The following is a 16,607-nucleotide window of genomic DNA, read 5'->3' as shown; positions in this document are numbered from 1 at the left end:
AAAATTTAGCTAAAGCTCAAATTGAGGTACGACCTCTACTTCGGAATTGGCATCTTGAAGCCATTCTTGGACAGATGGAAGTGCTAAAATCGCTTCCATATAGTCTTTAGACTCAGAATTAACTTTGACCTCGTAAGTGTGAAAACGCAAGACTTCCGAAGCGAACATTGCATCAATGATTGTGAATTCACCAAATAACATTTGACCGCTACCACCGAATCTTTGCCGACAATCTTGCCAAATTGTCGTGATGCGATCAATATCTTTGGCGACTTCAGGTGTCATTCCTTTACCGGGCAATTTTGCTCGACAATTGAATGGCATTTTTTGGCGCAGATGAGAAAAGCCTGAGTGCATCTCTGCACAAATAGAGCGTGCTACTGCTCGTTCTGTTCGTTCTAAAGGCCACCAGTGAAAGTTAGGAAACCGTTCCGCTAAATATTCAAAAATTGCTAGAGAATCCCAAATCTTAAGTTGATCTTCTACGAGAACTGGCCTTTTCCCAGTTGGTGAATATTGTCGAATTTGTTGTTCGGATTCAGGAGTATAAATCGGAATCCGAATTTCGTTAAATTCAATGCCAAACTGCTTCATTGCTAACCAAGGTCGTAGGGGCCAAGAGCAGTAGTTTTTATTACCAATTACCAGAGTAAGCTGTGTCATTATTACAATATTTCTTGAGATTGACGTAATTCCTGTCGTACAGCCATTAAAATTTGTCCCATCCGGTTTTTTCCGTTTCCATCCTTACCCGAACCCCAATATTCCTCATGGGGTGCTTCTTCTATAATCTGTTCGTCTCCTGTACTTAAAAGAACTTGGCGAATTTCTTTATTAGTTTGAAATTTATGCAGAACTCCACGCTGCATGATCGAATCTTTCACGTCTTCCCAATCGGAACGCAACGGACGATTGCGATCGCGTCCCATTTTGGTGGCCTCAGTTGGAGTGACAGCTTGTCTGATGGCTTCAACATGGTCAGTTCCGGCGAACTTTTGAGCTTGAAAATAATGTTCTGATGTCGGCCACCAGACACCATCTAGTTCAAATCCGTAATCCGAGAAATTGGAAAAGCACCCATAGATTGGATCGGTTTCTTTGAAAAAATAAATGGTCATTACAAGTAGAAGAAAATGAAAAATGCCAAGATTGATTATAGCAACTTAAAGGGAATTGTCAACCCAGTCCAAGTAGAATATTAGCATCAAATATCTAATATCTTATGCTAAATCTACCTGAGAAAATCCAGTTGACAAATTTCCTAGTTAGTAAGCTAAGACGCATTTAAACTGGGTATTGTTAAGTTAGCTAAAAAAGCAGATAACCCGTACTGTTCACCGTTCCCTGTTCCCTGTTCCCTTATCCCCATAGACCAATTTAGATGCTTAACAGCTTAGTAGCGACTTCAGTTGTCCCTGATTATAAGCTCATAAGCATTTAAGTGGAACAGGATTCTAGCCTGTGTTTTATATTTAATTGCAATGAGTTACTTACAGCTTATCACTGATAAGTATAAGGGATGCGACAAACTAAATTTGCCCAAGATTCCCAGTCGAGAATTTCAGCAAAATCTTTGGGTTCGAGTTTTAAGGCTGAATGTTCTTCCCTCCTCAAGGTCGATAGGCGTTCAACTAGACGATCAAGATGAGTTCCGGGTACGGGTTTAATCCCTTGAGGAAGTCGCTTGTTCGCCTGTTTTCCTGAATACATCACCCCTTGAACCTGTCTGACTTGACCCTCCCCATCGACATACTCATCTCGTCCGTGCAGAGTTGATTGATTGGGAATAATAATAACTTCATTGGCGTAGGCATTAAGTCGGATATAATTACTTTCTTGTTGCAGATAATGAGCGATAATTTCTAAACCTTTTTGAACTCGATGGTAATTTTTTCCTGCTTGAGGAAGCATTTGTCTGGTCTGGTCGTTTCGATAATAAATGAAGATTTGATTATCTTGAATTTCAAAAACCGTATGTTCTTTGCTGCGGCTACCATCTGCGATTTGGGAAATGACGCAATTGGGTTGACATAATGCTAAAAACTCTTCGGGATAATACCGAGCCAAAAAATGTACAAGTCTAGCTCCCCCAGCCACACGGGTTAATCCTCCAGATTGAGGGTGAGAAAGATGACAAAATACGATAAATACTGGCGTAATAGAGGAAGAAGTTGTTCCATCTGTATGGAGAGAGAGCGAACCACGAGAATTGAGTGCAACCTGATAGGAAATAGCCCTGGGATCGTAGGTTAACAAAAAGTGATTTTTATCTGTTTCTGCTTGCAGATAGACTTTTTCCGAGGAAGGAGAATCATAGGGAAATTCTTCTCCTAATACATTTTTGAGAGAGGCTAAATTAAATTTATTTTCTGAAGACGAGCGAAGGACTGCAACTTGATAAGTTGTTAATTTTGTGGCGATCTCTTCAACAATATCAACTCGATCAACTTCAGAACTATCAGTGAGGGAAACAACAAGCTGTTCTTTCGTCAAATAAACAGGGTCAATATACATAAATAAACCTTGCTAAATCAAAGAAAAAAGTTTTACTTCTTCTGAGCAATTATCAGTTCCAGACTGAAATCTACTGGAAAAGAACTATAACCTATAGTATCACTAATCTTGCTTTCTAAGTCGGTAACGTATTGTTCGGGATTGGCCAGCGTTTTTACGTAAGCTGAGCAATAGGATGTGCTACAAAAATAACCGATCAGTTGTTGAGTATCCCAGAAAATCACATGAGGAACCGTCAAAACCTGAATTGCTTTAAGTTCAGATTGCTCAGCAATAAACCGACGAGAATAATCCTCATCTAAAAGTCGAGGATGTCGAAATGAATGCCAACGTTCGGTTAACTCAGTTTCTAAAATGCCTCGTATCGTTTCAGGAGGACGAGGGACTCCATAACGATAAGCAGCAAAGATGCCTTCTTGGCGAAGCCAGTTTAGGACTTTTTTTTCCACCACAGAGCGATCAACCCAATAGAGTACATTTCCCAGCGTAATCAGGTCAATACTTTCAGGTCTTTCACTGAATTCTTCAATGCTGCATTGTCGAACTTCTATTTTGGGGGACAAATTCCGCAACTTAGCAGCCATTCCTTCATTCGGTTCGACAGCTAGAACTTGGTTAAACCAAGGACACAAAGGTAAAGTTGATAAACCCGTTCCCGCTCCCAAATCTAAAGCTCGATCGCGAGGAAGAGGAACGCGGTTTATTATCTCTTGAAATAGAGCCTCTGGATAATTAGGTCGAGTGGCCACATACAAGTTAGGAACTAGGTAACCAATTTTACGAATATGGGTAGATTTATACTCAGGACATGGCATTTAGGTCATACATCTTCTTGGTAACGGTTTTGTTCGAGTACAAGGTGATCGTTATTTTGCTTGAACTAAGAAGTAGAACCTCATTGTGAACTACTCTCAAGGTCGTTGAGAGCTTCCTGCTTCAATGGGATGCGCTTTCTACCCCGAAAGATAGCCAGTCTTACCTTCCCTCCACCGGCATCCGTCCTAGTTCCTAAGACCGTTCGGCGGTTCGGACTTCGGCGTGAGACTTCGGACGTTCGGCGAGCTCAGTCGAGCCGCGTGAGCTTTTGTCGAACGCTCGGTCGAACGCTGATCTCACCGTCGAAGCCTGATCTCACGGCCGAAGCCCATACTTTTTCTGGCAACACGACCCGTTGAGCTTGGTTATCGCTTAAGGAATAGTGGTCAAGATATGTTCATAGTAGCATCGGTTTTTGAGAATTGTCTATATAATCCCGTGTGCAACAAAGAAAAAAAGTGGCAAAGAAAGGTCTCACTCAGTCATCCTAGAAGTATCAACCCTCTAGCCCTAGTGAAACCTATGATTTCTATTGAAGATTTTATCATCTCCGTCTTTTGTTGTGTGGACGACTTAAGTAGCTAGGCAGAATTAAACTTAAAACAGTGAGTTTCGTATCCTCCTTTTTGAGCGCGAGCTTCGATCCCTTGTTTAACAGCGATCGCTAAATCGTCCTCATCGGGAAAAATTTGACCTGCCAGTTCGTGAGTTTTCAATTGATGCCATTCAGTTGCAATAAGATTCATTTCAGAGGAATATTTGGGCAGTTGAAAGAAAAATAATCCCTGCTGCTGCCACTTATCCCAATATTCTCTGACTTGCTTACTTGTATGAATGGGATGATTATCTTGAACGATGACGGTAATCTCCCCCGTCTTTTCAAAATGTTGGGCAGCAAGTTGGGCTTGCCATTCGAGAAGCTTAATAGACCTCTTGCATAATTTTTTTATGGTATAATATAAGGTTTTGCTTTTTTCTCGATTTTTAGATTGAAGTTGAAAAAAGAATAAAATGTGATCTTAGGTCAGGAAATCATCTATACTTTTGCTATATTTATTAGCAAAAATATGGATTATCAAAACTTATCAGCTGAACAGTTCAAACGCCGTTTCGGTGTGTATAAACAAACCTATAGAAAGATGGTAGAATCAGTAAAAAGTGTTGAAGCCGACTCTAATTCACCATCTAAAAGGGGACCGAAACCTAAACTATCTATAGAAGAACAAGTTTTAGTAACGTTAGAATATTGGCGAGAATATAGAACATATTTTCACATTGGTACAAGCTGGGAACTATCAGAATCAACTATAGGTCGGATTGTAAATAAGACGGAAAAAATGCTTTTACAATCGGGAAACTTCCGTTTAAAAGGAAAAAAAGCTTTACTCAATCAAGCAGAGATACCGGTCGTAACGGTAATGGATGTAACGGAAACTCCCATTGAACGCCCCCAAAAGAAACAGAAAGATTTTTTGGGGGGTAAAAGAGGTTATCATACTTTAAAATCCCAATTAGTAGCTGATCAAAATACAGAGGAAATTATCTGTGTCTTTTGTGGGAAAGGCAGCGGTCATGATTTTAGTTTATTTAAAAAAAGTCGAGTTCGTTTTCATCCTTTAACTACCAGCATAGAAGACAGTGGTTATCAGGGAATAGCTGCATACCATAGTAATAGTTATACACCGAAAAAGAAATCGAAAAATAGAAAATTAACAGAGTTAGAAAAAGAGTATAACAAGGCTTTAGCCAAAGAAAGGATTATCATTGAACCTATAAATAGGAAACTCAAAATCTTTAAAATCTTATCCTGTAAATATCGGAATCGTCGTCGAAGATATAGTTTAAGAGTTAACTTGTTGGCGGCTATTTATAACTGTGAGTTAGGGATAGGTATAGCAGCTTCTTAAAAGTTGCCTAAAGATTAATCAAGTCAAGGAGAATTTATTCTCAATTATAAAAATTGAGATAGTTTGTGCCGCTTAAATAAAGAGGTTTTGATAACCAAATTAAAGCATATCTAAAGAGTTTTGAGTTAAAAGTTAAACTTCAAGTTTTCATTCAGGACGAATGTACTGGTTAACTAATTTTCCCAAAAAAATTAGTTAAACCATCATTATAACATATAATTAATTTGCAAGAGTTCTAGTAGATATCTGGCTCGTCCCAGTTCATTTTCTCACACTTTCTGGTATAGTTCACTTATCATTTTCGTTATTTAGGTCATATATGGTAAATATGACTGATCTTTTTTGGGAGTCTGTGTCTGTATTCCATGCTACATAAGCTTTTCAGCTTGCTTGTCCCCCTGTCAGGGAGCCAGGCTTCGGCCGAAGCCTGACGACCGGCTACTGACTCCTAACCCCACCAACAAACTTTTCCAGCAAACCCTAATTATGCAAGAACTCTACTTATCACAAATATCCCGATACGTTCGAGATAATAAAGAGAAAGTTTTTAAATATTTTCCCTCAAGTTGAAGATTTAAAAATAGAATCTTTAGAACTATCCGAACTAGGTGATATTGATATGCGTGTTTTATTAACTCGACTTGATTCACTTAAAAACCAAGCTTTCATACAAATAAAAGGCCAATTCAAGTCTGAATTGCATCACTGTCTGATCTGGCCATTTTTTGGAGATGTCCATCAATTTTCCCCCCATACTCATTACCCATGTTCCAAAGACGTGTTCTACCTTCGCCCTGGTTTTTGATTTTTCCCGATTATTAGCTGAATGGATAGTCAGTATAGCCTGTAGCATCTCCACCAAAAAATGTTGCTCGATTATAAGAATTTAAGTGGACATTTAGAGCAAATTTTTCAGGTAAGTCTGGGTTAGAAATAAAGAGCCTACCGTAAGCAATGAGATCGGCATATCCGGCGGCTAAAACAGTGTTTCCGAGATCCTTATCGTAACCTCCTGCTGAAATAATCGTCCCCTTAAAAAGAGGACGGAAGTAGCGACAGGGCAACCCCACTTCCGGTTCGTTGGGGTCGATATCTCGTTGAACCCAGCGATTAAAAGCATCCGTATTTGATCGGGGTTCAATCAAATGTAGATAAGCAAGATCAAAATTATTGAGAGTCTTGACCACATAACTAAACAAGGCTTGAGGGTTGGAATCAAACATACTGTAATAATGATTACTTGGGGAAAGGCGAACTCCCACCCGATCGCTACCCCAGATCTCGACAACTGCTTCCGTTACTTCCATGAGTAAGCGAGCGCGATTCTCCAAGGAACCGCCATAGCAATCTGTCCGTTGATTTGAACCATCTTGCAGAAACTGATCCAGCAAATAGCCATTAGCGCTATGAATTTCCACACCGTCAAATCCAGCCTCAATAGCATTCTTAGCCGCATGACGATAATCTTGAATAATCCCAGGAATCTCTTCAATTTCCAGGGCGCGAGGGGTAACAAACGGGCGCTCTCCGTCCTCTGTAGAAGCCATACCAATAGTTGCGGCAATCGCACTCGGAGCAACAGGTAGATGACCGTGAGGTTGCAAGTCAGGATGGGAAATGCGCCCAACGTGCCATAGTTGAAGAAAAATTAACCCTCCTCGCTCATGGACAGCTTGCGTTACCAGTTTCCATCCCTCGACTTGTTCGACTGAATGGATTCCTGGGGTATGGGGAAATCCCACTCCTTGAGGAGAAATTTGGGAAGCCTCAGCAATAATCAAGCCAGCGGAAGACCGTTGCGCGTAGTAGAGAGCATTGAGGGGTCCACAAGTGTTTCCCAGTCCGGCTCGATTGCGCGTTAAAGGAGCCATCACAATTCGGTTTCGCAGGGTGTATGTACCGAGCTTGACGGGCGAAAATAAATTTACCTCAGCACTCATCGTGATATTTTTCCAAGAACCTATTTGAAAAGATGGTTGTAGAGTAGAAGGGTCTAAAAGGAGACCCCAAAAATGATAGGACTATCATACGACACAGACCTCACAGTTGACCAGTGGCAAATTTTAGAACCCCATGACCTGCCAAAATGGCAGAGTGTTTACACCTATTTTCGGGATTGGGAAGCAGATGGCACTTGGCAGAGACTAAACGATGAATTGCGAGTGATGGTGCGGCTACAAGCAGGAAGAAATGCCCAACCGAGCGCGGTTCGTGTCGATAGTCAATCAGTGAAAACGGCAAGTGGTGGAGAAGACATCAGTTTTGATGGCGGCAAGAAGGTCAAAGGACGCAAGCGAACGATTTTAGTCGATACGATGGGATTGATAAGCTAAGACGCATTTAAACCGCTTATTCTTAGATTAGCCGAACCTCCCCCAATCCCTTTACTGTTGCAAGAGTGCAAGAGTGCAAGAGTGCCTCGTCTCAACAAGCAATTTAAATTACGAACAGCTTATTCTGGTCGGATTTCATCCCCCGCAAAGGTGAGTATCTTGTCGAAAAATGTAGCGGGGGCATTCATCCGACATTTTAGGTAAAGATTATGAATTTTTGCCCACGACTAGCGAAATGATGATTTTTGCTGCTATGGTACATTTAATGGTTCGACGATTAAAGCCTAAATCTCAAGCTGGTTAGGCATTCCTTTAACTTTTCAAACAGCTTCTAAACGTTCGATCAACTCAACAGCCCGCGCCGGAGCATCCGCCGGATTAAGTCTGGGACAATCGTATCCCAAAATTCGGTTCATCGCAGCACTTGCTTGGTCAGTAAAAATCACTTCACCGTCCGCTTCAATCGATTCAATCCCATCGCCAATCAGTCCTTGCGCTTCAATCTGTTGGGCTGCTTCTAGAGACAAATGGCGTGGGTAAAGAACTTCAGGGTAAGCGCACCTCAAGCGAACATCATACCCCCCACTATGACCCAGGGGACTGCAAACATGAGTTCGGGTCGGATCATTCCTCACTAAACGCATAATATTTTTCACCGCCGATTCTCCTGTCCGAACCGCCATCACTCGGCCGCGGGGAAGTTGTTGTCCCGCCAACTGTAACAAGGTATGGGGATTTAGTTCGGGCGTAATATCGGTTCCGCCATGAAAAACCCTGAGCCAATAGGGTCGATTTTCTAAAGATTCAACCGCTGCTAAATTCCCCCAAAAATAATTACAGTGAAAATGATGGGCGACCATTTCTACGATGATTTCTTTGGGCGGAATTCCCAAACGACGAGAGACGATATTGGCGATCGCTGCGTGCAGAAACTCAGAGTTTCCTGCGCCACAGGTAGGAGCTAAATTGAGTTGATTTAAAACGGGATTGACGAGATCGGGAAGAGCAAGATTCACTACCGGGGTATTGGGGAGTACTTGCTGTCTCGCTTTCATCAGGTTGAGGGTCAAGGTGAGATGAAGCGGTAGCCAAGGACCCTGGCGTGCTTCTAGTTGTAACTGACGCTGGATTTCCGGTGGAAATGGCATTGGCACCCACCAGGCTCGTAGGGTAGTAGTATTGACGATTACATCAGGTCGGCTCTTGGCTAAAGTTTCCGAGAGCAGAGGGAGATTGCGTAAATCGAGGGATTGAAACTGGATGTCTAGGTGGCGATCGCGATAATAGGCTATTGTGGCGATATCGGCTACTATAGACTCAAGACGCTGAACATTCAGACTGAAAGCCCAAATCCGGCTCACTTCTGGATAGGTCACCAGACCCCGTAGAATCGACTGACCGATATCCCCTACTCCAAAAATTGCGATCGTTGCCAAGAGTTGATCTCCCGTTAAAAGTTAAATTATTTACTAATATATGAAAGTTTTTCTCACCGGAGCAACCGGATACATTGGTAGTACCGTAGCTGAGTCCCTACAAACAGTCGGACATCAGGTTATCGGTTTAGCTCGCTCAGAGCAAGCGGCTCAAAGTTTAGAGGCTGTTGGGATTGAAGTAGTGCGGGGAGATTTACACCAACCGCTGAAGTGGATAGAGGCGCTGTGTCAGGTGGATGGAGTGATTCATACAGCAGCGACGAAAGATGAGAAAATGCCGAATTGCGATCGCATCGCTGTTACGGAAATGTTGTCAGCTTTGAGTGGAACAGGAAAGGCATTTATCTACACCAGTGGAACCTGGATTTTGGGCAATATTAACTCAGATGTTAACGAACAACCGCCGCTTAATCCTATTCCTTTGATGGCTTGGCGTTCAGAGATTGAACAGCAGGTTTTGGCGGCGAAAGAGCGTCAGGTGCGGTCGGTTGTTTTGCGTCCCGGGATGGTCTATGGTCGTGGTGGAGGGCTGGTGGGACAACTGGTGGCCGGCGGTAGAAGCAATGGGGTAGTGCAGTTTGTCGGGACAGGAGACAATCACTGGGCTTTGGTTCATGTTGAAGATTTGGCGCGTTGTTATGTTAAAGTGATTGAACAATCGCCAGGGGGAATGGTTTTTAATGTTGTAGATGAATGTTCTTTGTCTTTACGAGAAATTGCTCGTTTAGCCAGTCAAGCAGCCGGTATTTCTGGTCGAATTCAAGGACAATCTCTGGAAGCAGCACGCCAGCAAATTGGACTCTTAGCAGATGGGCTGGTACTTGATCAACAGCTTTCTAATACTCATGTCCGACAAATTTTGAATTGGCAACCAATTGCTCGGTCACTGTTAGAAGAATTAGAATTAAAGGTGGAGTATATCTAATTGTATAAAAACCAACATAAAAGAGTATTTTTTCTTTTTTTTTGTGTCATATTGACGCTCATATTACTGTTAAGAAATGGACAGAATCAGCCAGGAATTGTGATAGCTAAAACAGAGGTTCGCCCGGCATTAATCCTGGCTACTTCATCAGAGTATCCTCCCTTTAATTATCGAGATACAGCAACAGGAAGCGACGAAATTATTGGTTTTAATATCGATCTAGCCAAGAGAATTACCAATTATCTCGGTTATAAAATTGAAATTCTCGATACAGATTTTAATGGGATTATTCCGGCTTTGCAGTCTCGTCGGGCTGATTTTTCCGTCGCTAGTATGGTTCCCACTGAACAACGCAAGCAAAATGTAGATTTTTCTGATTTGTATTACGAAACCAAAAGTACGATTGTTTCTCGCAAGGGAAGTGGCCTCAAAACTGACCAAGATTTGCATGGTAAGAAAGTGGGGGTTGCTTTAGCTTCTGTCCAAGAAAAGAGAGCAAAAAAAATTCCTGGTGTAATTCTTGAAAGCCGCACAAAAATGAGCGATCTTATCGAAGAAATAAAGATAGGACGTTTAGATGCCGCTTTAGTAGAAAGTACAGTTGCGCCAGGGTTTATCGCACAAAATCCCCAATTAGAATATCACATTATTCCTAATTTAGAACCTTTGGGATATGCCATCGCTTTTCCGAAAGGCTCGCCACTGCGTGATCGCTTTAACTCGGTTTTAAAGCAAATGAAACAAAGGGGAGAAATTGACCAATTAGCGAAAACATGGCTCAATCAACCACCACCAAAGCCGAAGAAAAATCAGCTTTCTGGGATTTTTTCATTTGCTCAAATTATTCCCAGTCTACCTTTTATTGTTAAAGGTATTGGCGTAACCTTACAATTTACTGCTCTATCAGCAATATTTGGCTTGATTTGGGGAACGATCCTGGCGCTATTTAAGATTTCTCGGATAGCCCCTCTGATTTGGTTTGCTCGAATTTATACTTCGATCTTTCGCGGGACTCCAATGCTGCTGCAAATCGCGATTATTTATTATGCAACACCACAATTAACAGGATACAATATTTCTGCCTTATTCGCCGGAGTAGCAACTTTTACCCTCAATTCCGGCGCTTACATTTCAGAAACAATTCGGGCGGGAATTTTATCTGTAGATGTTGGACAACGAGAAGCCGCTTTATCTTTAGGTGTGCTTTACCCGCAGATGATGGTAGATATTATTTTACCCCAAGCTTTAAAGAATATTTTGCCCGCCCTGGTTAACGAGGCGATCGCATTACTAAAAAATTCAGCTTTAGTCTCTACCATTGGGGTTACTGATTTGTTTCGTCGCGCTCAGATTGTTGGGGCTGAAAAATATCTTTACTTTGAACCGCTTCTATTTGCTGGGGCGATTTATTATTTGATGGTGATGCTCTTAACCTGGAGCGGTCACATTTTAGAAAAGCGACTTCAACGGAGTAACTAGGGTGAAAATGCTATACCATGATCGCAGTGTGATTATTAAAGTTGAAAATCTTTGTAAATCTTTTCAAAACCTTAAGGTTATCAAAGGTATTTCTACAGAAATTTTATCTGGGGAAGTCGTGGCAATTATTGGACCTTCAGGATCGGGAAAATCAACTTTTTTACGATGCCTAAATCTCTTGGAAATGCCCAGTGCGGGAAAGATTTATTTTAAGGGAGTGGAAATTACCGATCCAAAAATTAATATTGCCAAGATCCGCCAAAATATTGGCATGGTATTTCAACAGTTTAACTTATTCCCCCAGATGACCGCTTTAAAAAATGTCATGTATGCTTTAGTGAAAGTCAAAAAACTTTCGCCGGAAGTGGCGCGACAAGAAGCCATTCATCAGCTTCAAAAAGTAGGATTAGCAGATAAGATAGAGGTTTATCCCGCTCAGTTATCCGGTGGACAAAAGCAGCGAGTTGCGATCGCCCGCTCTTTAGCCATGAACCCGGAAATCATGTTATTTGACGAACCAACATCGGCTCTTGATCCAGAGATGATTAAAGAAGTCTTAGACGTGATTAAAGCCCTGACTCACACGGGAATGACGATGATCATTGTCACCCATGAAATGGGCTTTGCGCGGGAAGTTGCTGATCGCATTTTATTTTTGGATGAGGGAAAAGTGATTGAAGATTCGCCCCCAAGAGAGTTTTTTATTCAACCCAAGCAGGAACGCGCTCGACAGTTCTTGGAAAAAATATTATGATTAAATGTTCAACTCTGGACGCAATTTGCGCCAAGGGGTAGCTTGTTCGTAAGCATTTCCGATTGCTAACACTGTCGCTTCTTCAAAAGGCTTACCAATAATTTGCATTGACAACGGCAAACCCTTCTGATTAAATCCACAACAAACCGCTAGTGCTGGCAAACCCGTCACACTAAATGGCATCAAGGGATCGGCACTAATTGCCTCATCAAGGTTTCGCGTTTTAACAATAAGAGGTGCGGCTCGAAATTCTGTTGCTGTTACCAAGACATCTACATTTTGCATTACTTGTTCTACCGCGAAACATAGTTCCTGGCGACGACGGACGGCTTGCAAATAATCAGCAGCGCTGATAAAAGCTCCCATCAACAAAAGACCGCGTAATCCTTCCCCGTACAAATGGGGTCGCTGTCGTAAGTCTTGTTCGTGAATAGTAAATGCTTCAGAGAGCATAATAATTTGACAGCAAGCGATAAATTCTGCTAAAGCTGGCAATTCGATTTCTACTAATTCTGCGCCCAACTCTTCCAAGATAATATAAGCTTGCTCAAGGGCGGCACAAACCTCGATATCTGCTAGTTCGTCGCGCTCATAAAAATGACGAACAATGCCAATCCGACGATCCTTCAACCCGGTTTCTAAATCGCCAGTGAAGTCAGGGACAGCAACGGCGACACTCGCCGGATCATTGGCATCGTAACCAGCAATCGCTTGAAGCAGTAAGGCATTATCCCGCACCGTCCAGGTCATCGGCCCCGCATGATCGAGGGAGGGAGACTGGGGAATCATTCCCGCACAACTGACGCGGCCGTATGTAGGTTTGAGACCTACCAGACCGCAGAAAGCAGAAGGTTCTCGAATCGAGCCGCTGGTATCGCTCCCCAAGGCGGCCATACACAATCCGGCGGCGACCCCAGCGCCTGAACCAGTGCTGGAATCGCCCGTGACGTGATGCAAATTCCAGGGATTTCGCGCTGGTGGATAAAATAGGTCGAAGGAAGGCCCGCCTCCAGCAAATTCTTTCGTGGCTAATTTTCCCAGCAAAATCGCTCCCGCTTCGGACAAACGACGGACAACGGTGGCATCTTGGCTAGGAATGCGAGTTTGCAGCAGTCGCGATTGAGCAGTGGTGGGAATTCCCGCTGTATCAAACACATCTTTAACCCCGACGGGAATCCCGTGTAGTGCCCCCCGGTAGTCCCCTCGCATAATTTCGGCTTCAGCTTTTTGTGCAGCAGTAATTGCTAGTTCAGGGGTGACGAGAAGAAAGGCGTGGAGGTGATTATTGAGGGCTTCAATCCGAGTCAAAAAGGTGCAGGTTAACTCGACTGGGGACAGTTGCTTGGTGGAGATGAGGTGAGCCGCTTCGGAAATGCTCAAGTAGTACAACTGGCTCATAATTTTGGATTTTAGATTTTAGATTTTAGATTTTAGATTTTAGATTGAGCAAGGAGTACAGGGATTTCTCGTTAGGTCTAATGTACTTGAAATTTATGGGCGAATTGGTTACTGTAATCGCGAGGTTTGCGGATTAGGAGTTTCATCTGTTCTAATTTGACATAGACGCGACATAATGGCTCGATTTCTTCAGGCTTAAGCTGCACGCCACTACGTTGAGCGAGGAGTTGCAAGGTTTCGGGTGTCATGTCGTTCATTTTATAAATTAAGTACCTAAGCAAAATTAATTACACATATCTAACCCCCCCTTGCCTCTTGCATGAGTGCATGAGTGCCTTTCTTCACTAGGAAATTTATTTTGCACGACTACTTATGAATGTTGATAGCTCTCTTTATCCTAACCAACCCGAAAAAAAATCATTCAGCCAATTTTTGACGAATGGAGCATACTTAATATGGTCTTGAATTTGCTCAGACCAGGAATGACCATTCGGTAATTTTACTTCGGTTTCTGTCCGTTGCCATCGTTCTAATGTGCTTTGAACCATTTCTGGATGAAATTGTACACCAAAAGCATTTTCCCCATAGCGAAATGCTTGGTTTTCAAAAATACTGCCCGATGCAAGTCTGACTGCACTGGATGGGATGTCAAAACCTTCCGAATTCCAATGATAGAAGTAGCACGCAGAATTAAAATATTGATGTCCTGCTAGGGTAGGAGTCAGAAGATGATAGCCAATTTCAACTTCACCTTGAGGATGTTTTGCTACAGTGGCTCCTAAAACCCGTGCTAACAATTGAGCGCCCAAACAAATGCCTAAAAAGGGCTTATTTGAACTAAGAACAGTTGTGGAAATCCAGTCCAATTCAGCACGAATAAAGGGGGATTTTTCGTAATCATTAGCACTCATGGCTCCCCCAAAACTAATAGCGGCTTCATAGTCATCCAGCGTCAACGGAAGTTGCTCTCCTTCTCTGGGAGTTCGCTTCTCAATCTGATAACCTCTCTCGGATAAAATCTCGGCAATTGGTCCAGGATTTGTGGTTGCTTTATGCAGGATAAACAGAATTTTTTTCATGTTTGTTGAGAGGGATAGGATGATAGAAACCAGATTTCTAAACTTTGACTGTTATCTTAGCTTTCCCATAATGTGCCATCTTTGTGAGTGACAATCCAACCATCAGAAACTTCTTTGAAAAATATATCGTCGTCAGGATAGTATATTTCCTGATTAGGAGTTTTATGGTTGATCTGAAGTAAGACAGCGTTGGAATTCGATTTATTGATTAACTGGTGTCCATCTTCTTGCCCAGCTGGGAAACCTGCCCTCATACCGGGCTTTAGGAGGTGTTCTCCAGCAGTGTCGATCAAGGTCACTTCCCCCTCAATAATGTAAACAAATTCGTCTTGTTGTAAATGCCAGTGTCTGAGGGTCGAGCAGCCTCCGGAGGGCAATGTAATTAGAGTCACCCCCAAAGTTTTCATTCCGACAGCTTTTCCTAATGCTTGCTTAATCCGACCAGCTACGAGATATTGAAACGGAGCGGGATAATAGGTCTTGGTATCACCCGGTACGTTTTTGGGATCAATAATCATTGGCAAACTCCTATGACTCGCCTATAGACCATCAATTTGATCATATTACGTCTGGAGTAGCTTGAGATAGTTAGGGGAACGCAAATCCTGCTTTACGATACCTAGATTATCACGTTCGGCATCCCGACAACGGGACGTTGTCGGAAAACGGGGTTGCGGACGGGATCGTACTTTCACCCCTATCCAGAAGGTTGAGATTTTCGATTTGAGGTTGCCGCGCTTCGGGACGGCTTTCGCCCGCGGTGTGGGCGGAAGATAGTTATAAGGCCATAAAAAAACGTTGAAAGGCCGCGCTCCCAGTTGCTCTCTATATCTAAAAGTATCTTGCTCCGACAAACTCACCACCGCATCGAGTCTTTCGGCCAGGGCGATACAGTTGCGAAAATTTTCGGTGGCATAACATTGAACGTCAAGCTGATTGCACCGACCGCGCTTCACTAAATCCGCCTGAAATGGCTGAATGCTGCAAAAAATCGGTTTCCGGTACTGAAAATCTAGAGATTGGAACTCCCTCTCCGAATAATGGGCAAAAAAATGGTCATCGACCTGAATCCCATCCCCAGGGCGAGCCTCGTGGATCAGTCCGGCGACGGTCAGGGAACGATACAGAGGCGACTGAACCCAGACCACTGGCATTAACTTGTACTCTCGCGCCTCCCGACTCACCCGCCTCTGTACCTCATCGGACACTCCCCGAAAATCCAGGAAGACCACCTTATAGTTTTGGCTTTGGATGTCTTTCATGACCCCGACCTCGATTCCTTCTTTCAAAACTATACCTATCAATTATTTGCTCTTTTTTTAAGTTTTTTACTTTTTTGTTAATAAAGATTCCAACCGATATCGGCCTTATCTATGGTCAGTCCGATCAATTCTCCCCTCACTTAAAGATTCGTTAAGTGAGAGACTCGAAAAATTCGTTAAGTGAGCAAATCAAACCGAGTTGACTGCTCGTTAAGGTTGGTCGTTCTCGATACTTTCTAACATTCGTTTGATGGCCCCATCGAGGGTTGCCGTACCGATGCGATTTCGATATCGTAGCAGCCGCTCCCAAGTAGCCTGTTCTACCCTGACATACCACTCACAGCCGTTACCCGCCCTGTAATTCAGCCCTTCCTTGACCTGAAATTTAGCGGCCACATCGACGGTTTTTGGGGAAAGGAAGTCCGAACTTAATATTTCCCTGTTGCCATCGTCGAAAAGGATGATGGCCGCGTAAGGATTGGGCAATGCGGTTATCTCCCCCGTCTGTCCTTTTCTGGGATGCTCACCGGTAACGGTGACGGAATTTCCCACGGTCAACCGAGTAGATTTAACCGACCCATCCTCACCTAACGATTTTTCCGTTAGGGTTTCATCCTCACTTAACGAATTTTCCGTTAACGTCCCATCTTCTCTTTCACTTAACGATTTTCGATGCCGACCGATGTTAGTGGTGTCCATGATCG

Annotated in this window: 17 protein-coding genes and 1 pseudogene; 5 read left to right on the top strand and 13 right to left on the bottom strand. The window is 43.0% G+C overall.

Going from position 1 to position 16,607, the window contains the following annotated elements; translation table 11 throughout:
• Window positions 1-9 precede the first annotated feature (9 nt).
• From RAM70_RS14375 to RAM70_RS14355, 5 genes are all read right to left on the bottom strand, one after another.
• On the bottom strand, window positions 10-663 hold the full coding sequence (locus RAM70_RS14375; protein WP_045356779.1) for a glutathione S-transferase family protein: 654 nt from the start codon (window positions 661-663) through the stop codon (window positions 10-12).
• A 2-nt stretch (window positions 664-665) separates the two neighbouring features.
• Window positions 666-1,118: a riboflavin biosynthesis intermediates N-glycosidase gene (gene ybiA, locus RAM70_RS14370; protein ID WP_045356778.1), complete on the bottom strand. Its 453-nt coding sequence runs from the start codon at window positions 1,116-1,118 to the stop codon at window positions 666-668.
• A 382-nt stretch (window positions 1,119-1,500) separates the two neighbouring features.
• A complete protein-coding gene (locus RAM70_RS14365; protein WP_045356775.1) occupies window positions 1,501-2,514 on the bottom strand; it encodes a TauD/TfdA family dioxygenase in 1,014 nt (337 codons plus the stop codon).
• 32 nt (window positions 2,515-2,546) lie between these two features.
• The gene (locus RAM70_RS14360) at window positions 2,547-3,329 is read right to left on the bottom strand and encodes a class I SAM-dependent methyltransferase (protein ID WP_052426677.1); all 783 of its coding nucleotides are present in this window, start codon (window positions 3,327-3,329) and stop codon (window positions 2,547-2,549) included.
• 582 nt (window positions 3,330-3,911) lie between these two features.
• Window positions 3,912-4,256 (bottom strand): transposase, encoded by a 345-nt coding sequence (locus RAM70_RS14355; protein ID WP_312675930.1) that lies wholly within the window; start codon window positions 4,254-4,256, stop codon window positions 3,912-3,914.
• 123 nt (window positions 4,257-4,379) lie between these two features.
• Here RAM70_RS14355 and RAM70_RS14350 point away from each other — a divergent pair, with 123 nt between their 5' ends.
• Complete coding sequence (locus RAM70_RS14350) at window positions 4,380-5,237, top strand: IS5 family transposase (protein WP_312675928.1); 858 nt, start codon at window positions 4,380-4,382, stop codon at window positions 5,235-5,237.
• Between the two features lie 818 nt (window positions 5,238-6,055).
• Here the strand turns inward: RAM70_RS14350 and RAM70_RS14345 are convergent.
• A complete protein-coding gene (locus tag RAM70_RS14345; RefSeq protein ID WP_045356753.1) occupies window positions 6,056-7,177 on the bottom strand; it encodes an alkene reductase in 1,122 nt (373 codons plus the stop codon).
• Between the two features lie 129 nt (window positions 7,178-7,306).
• Here RAM70_RS14345 and RAM70_RS14340 point away from each other — a divergent pair.
• Window positions 7,307-7,564: pseudogene (locus RAM70_RS14340) on the top strand (IS5/IS1182 family transposase); the annotation flags it as partial.
• 326 nt (window positions 7,565-7,890) lie between these two features.
• On the opposite strand, the gene RAM70_RS14335 reads toward RAM70_RS14340, so the two are convergent.
• Window positions 7,891-9,006: a hypothetical protein gene (locus tag RAM70_RS14335; protein ID WP_045356751.1), complete on the bottom strand. Its 1,116-nt coding sequence runs from the start codon at window positions 9,004-9,006 to the stop codon at window positions 7,891-7,893.
• Window positions 9,007-9,046: 40 nt separating this feature from the next.
• On the opposite strand from RAM70_RS14335, the gene RAM70_RS14330 reads away from it, so the two are divergent.
• From RAM70_RS14330 to RAM70_RS14320, 3 genes are all read left to right on the top strand, one after another.
• On the top strand, window positions 9,047-9,931 hold the full coding sequence (locus RAM70_RS14330) for an NAD-dependent epimerase/dehydratase family protein (protein WP_045356747.1): 885 nt from the start codon (window positions 9,047-9,049) through the stop codon (window positions 9,929-9,931).
• Window positions 9,932-10,030: 99 nt separating this feature from the next.
• Window positions 10,031-11,410: an ABC transporter substrate-binding protein/permease gene (locus RAM70_RS14325; RefSeq protein ID WP_238567735.1), complete on the top strand. Its 1,380-nt coding sequence runs from the start codon at window positions 10,031-10,033 to the stop codon at window positions 11,408-11,410.
• A gap of 7 nt (window positions 11,411-11,417) precedes the next feature.
• Window positions 11,418-12,164: an amino acid ABC transporter ATP-binding protein gene (locus RAM70_RS14320; RefSeq protein ID WP_045356741.1), complete on the top strand. Its 747-nt coding sequence runs from the start codon at window positions 11,418-11,420 to the stop codon at window positions 12,162-12,164.
• Here the strand turns inward: RAM70_RS14320 and RAM70_RS14315 are convergent, their stop codons facing one another.
• The 6 genes from RAM70_RS14315 to RAM70_RS14290 all read right to left on the bottom strand — a co-directional run bounded on the left by RAM70_RS14315 (window position 12,165) and on the right by RAM70_RS14290 (window position 16,602).
• Entirely contained in the window at window positions 12,165-13,562 is a 1,398-nt protein-coding gene (locus RAM70_RS14315; RefSeq protein ID WP_312674326.1) for an amidase, read from the bottom strand.
• Window positions 13,563-13,639: 77 nt separating this feature from the next.
• Complete coding sequence (locus tag RAM70_RS14310) at window positions 13,640-13,819, bottom strand: hypothetical protein (protein WP_152606954.1); 180 nt, start codon at window positions 13,817-13,819, stop codon at window positions 13,640-13,642.
• Window positions 13,820-13,954: 135 nt separating this feature from the next.
• Complete coding sequence (locus RAM70_RS14305) at window positions 13,955-14,641, bottom strand: glutamine amidotransferase-related protein (protein WP_045356735.1); 687 nt, start codon at window positions 14,639-14,641, stop codon at window positions 13,955-13,957.
• A 56-nt stretch (window positions 14,642-14,697) separates the two neighbouring features.
• Window positions 14,698-15,159 carry a cupin domain-containing protein gene (locus RAM70_RS14300; RefSeq protein WP_045356733.1) on the bottom strand — a complete coding sequence of 154 codons (462 nt, stop codon included), beginning with the start codon at window positions 15,157-15,159 and terminating at the stop codon, window positions 14,698-14,700.
• Between the two features lie 45 nt (window positions 15,160-15,204).
• Window positions 15,205-15,597 (bottom strand): hypothetical protein, encoded by a 393-nt coding sequence (locus RAM70_RS14295; protein WP_312674324.1) that lies wholly within the window; start codon window positions 15,595-15,597, stop codon window positions 15,205-15,207.
• Window positions 15,598-16,113: 516 nt separating this feature from the next.
• The gene (locus tag RAM70_RS14290; RefSeq protein WP_045356731.1) at window positions 16,114-16,602 is read right to left on the bottom strand and encodes a hypothetical protein; all 489 of its coding nucleotides are present in this window, start codon (window positions 16,600-16,602) and stop codon (window positions 16,114-16,116) included.
• Between the last annotated feature and the right edge of the window lie 5 nt (window positions 16,603-16,607).

This window comes from Microcystis wesenbergii NRERC-220 (genome assembly GCF_032027425.1).
In the GTDB taxonomy this organism is placed as follows: domain Bacteria; phylum Cyanobacteriota; class Cyanobacteriia; order Cyanobacteriales; family Microcystaceae; genus Microcystis; species Microcystis wesenbergii_A.
Note: the sequence above shows the minus strand (reverse complement) of the source record. Positions and strands in the feature narration are given on the sequence as shown.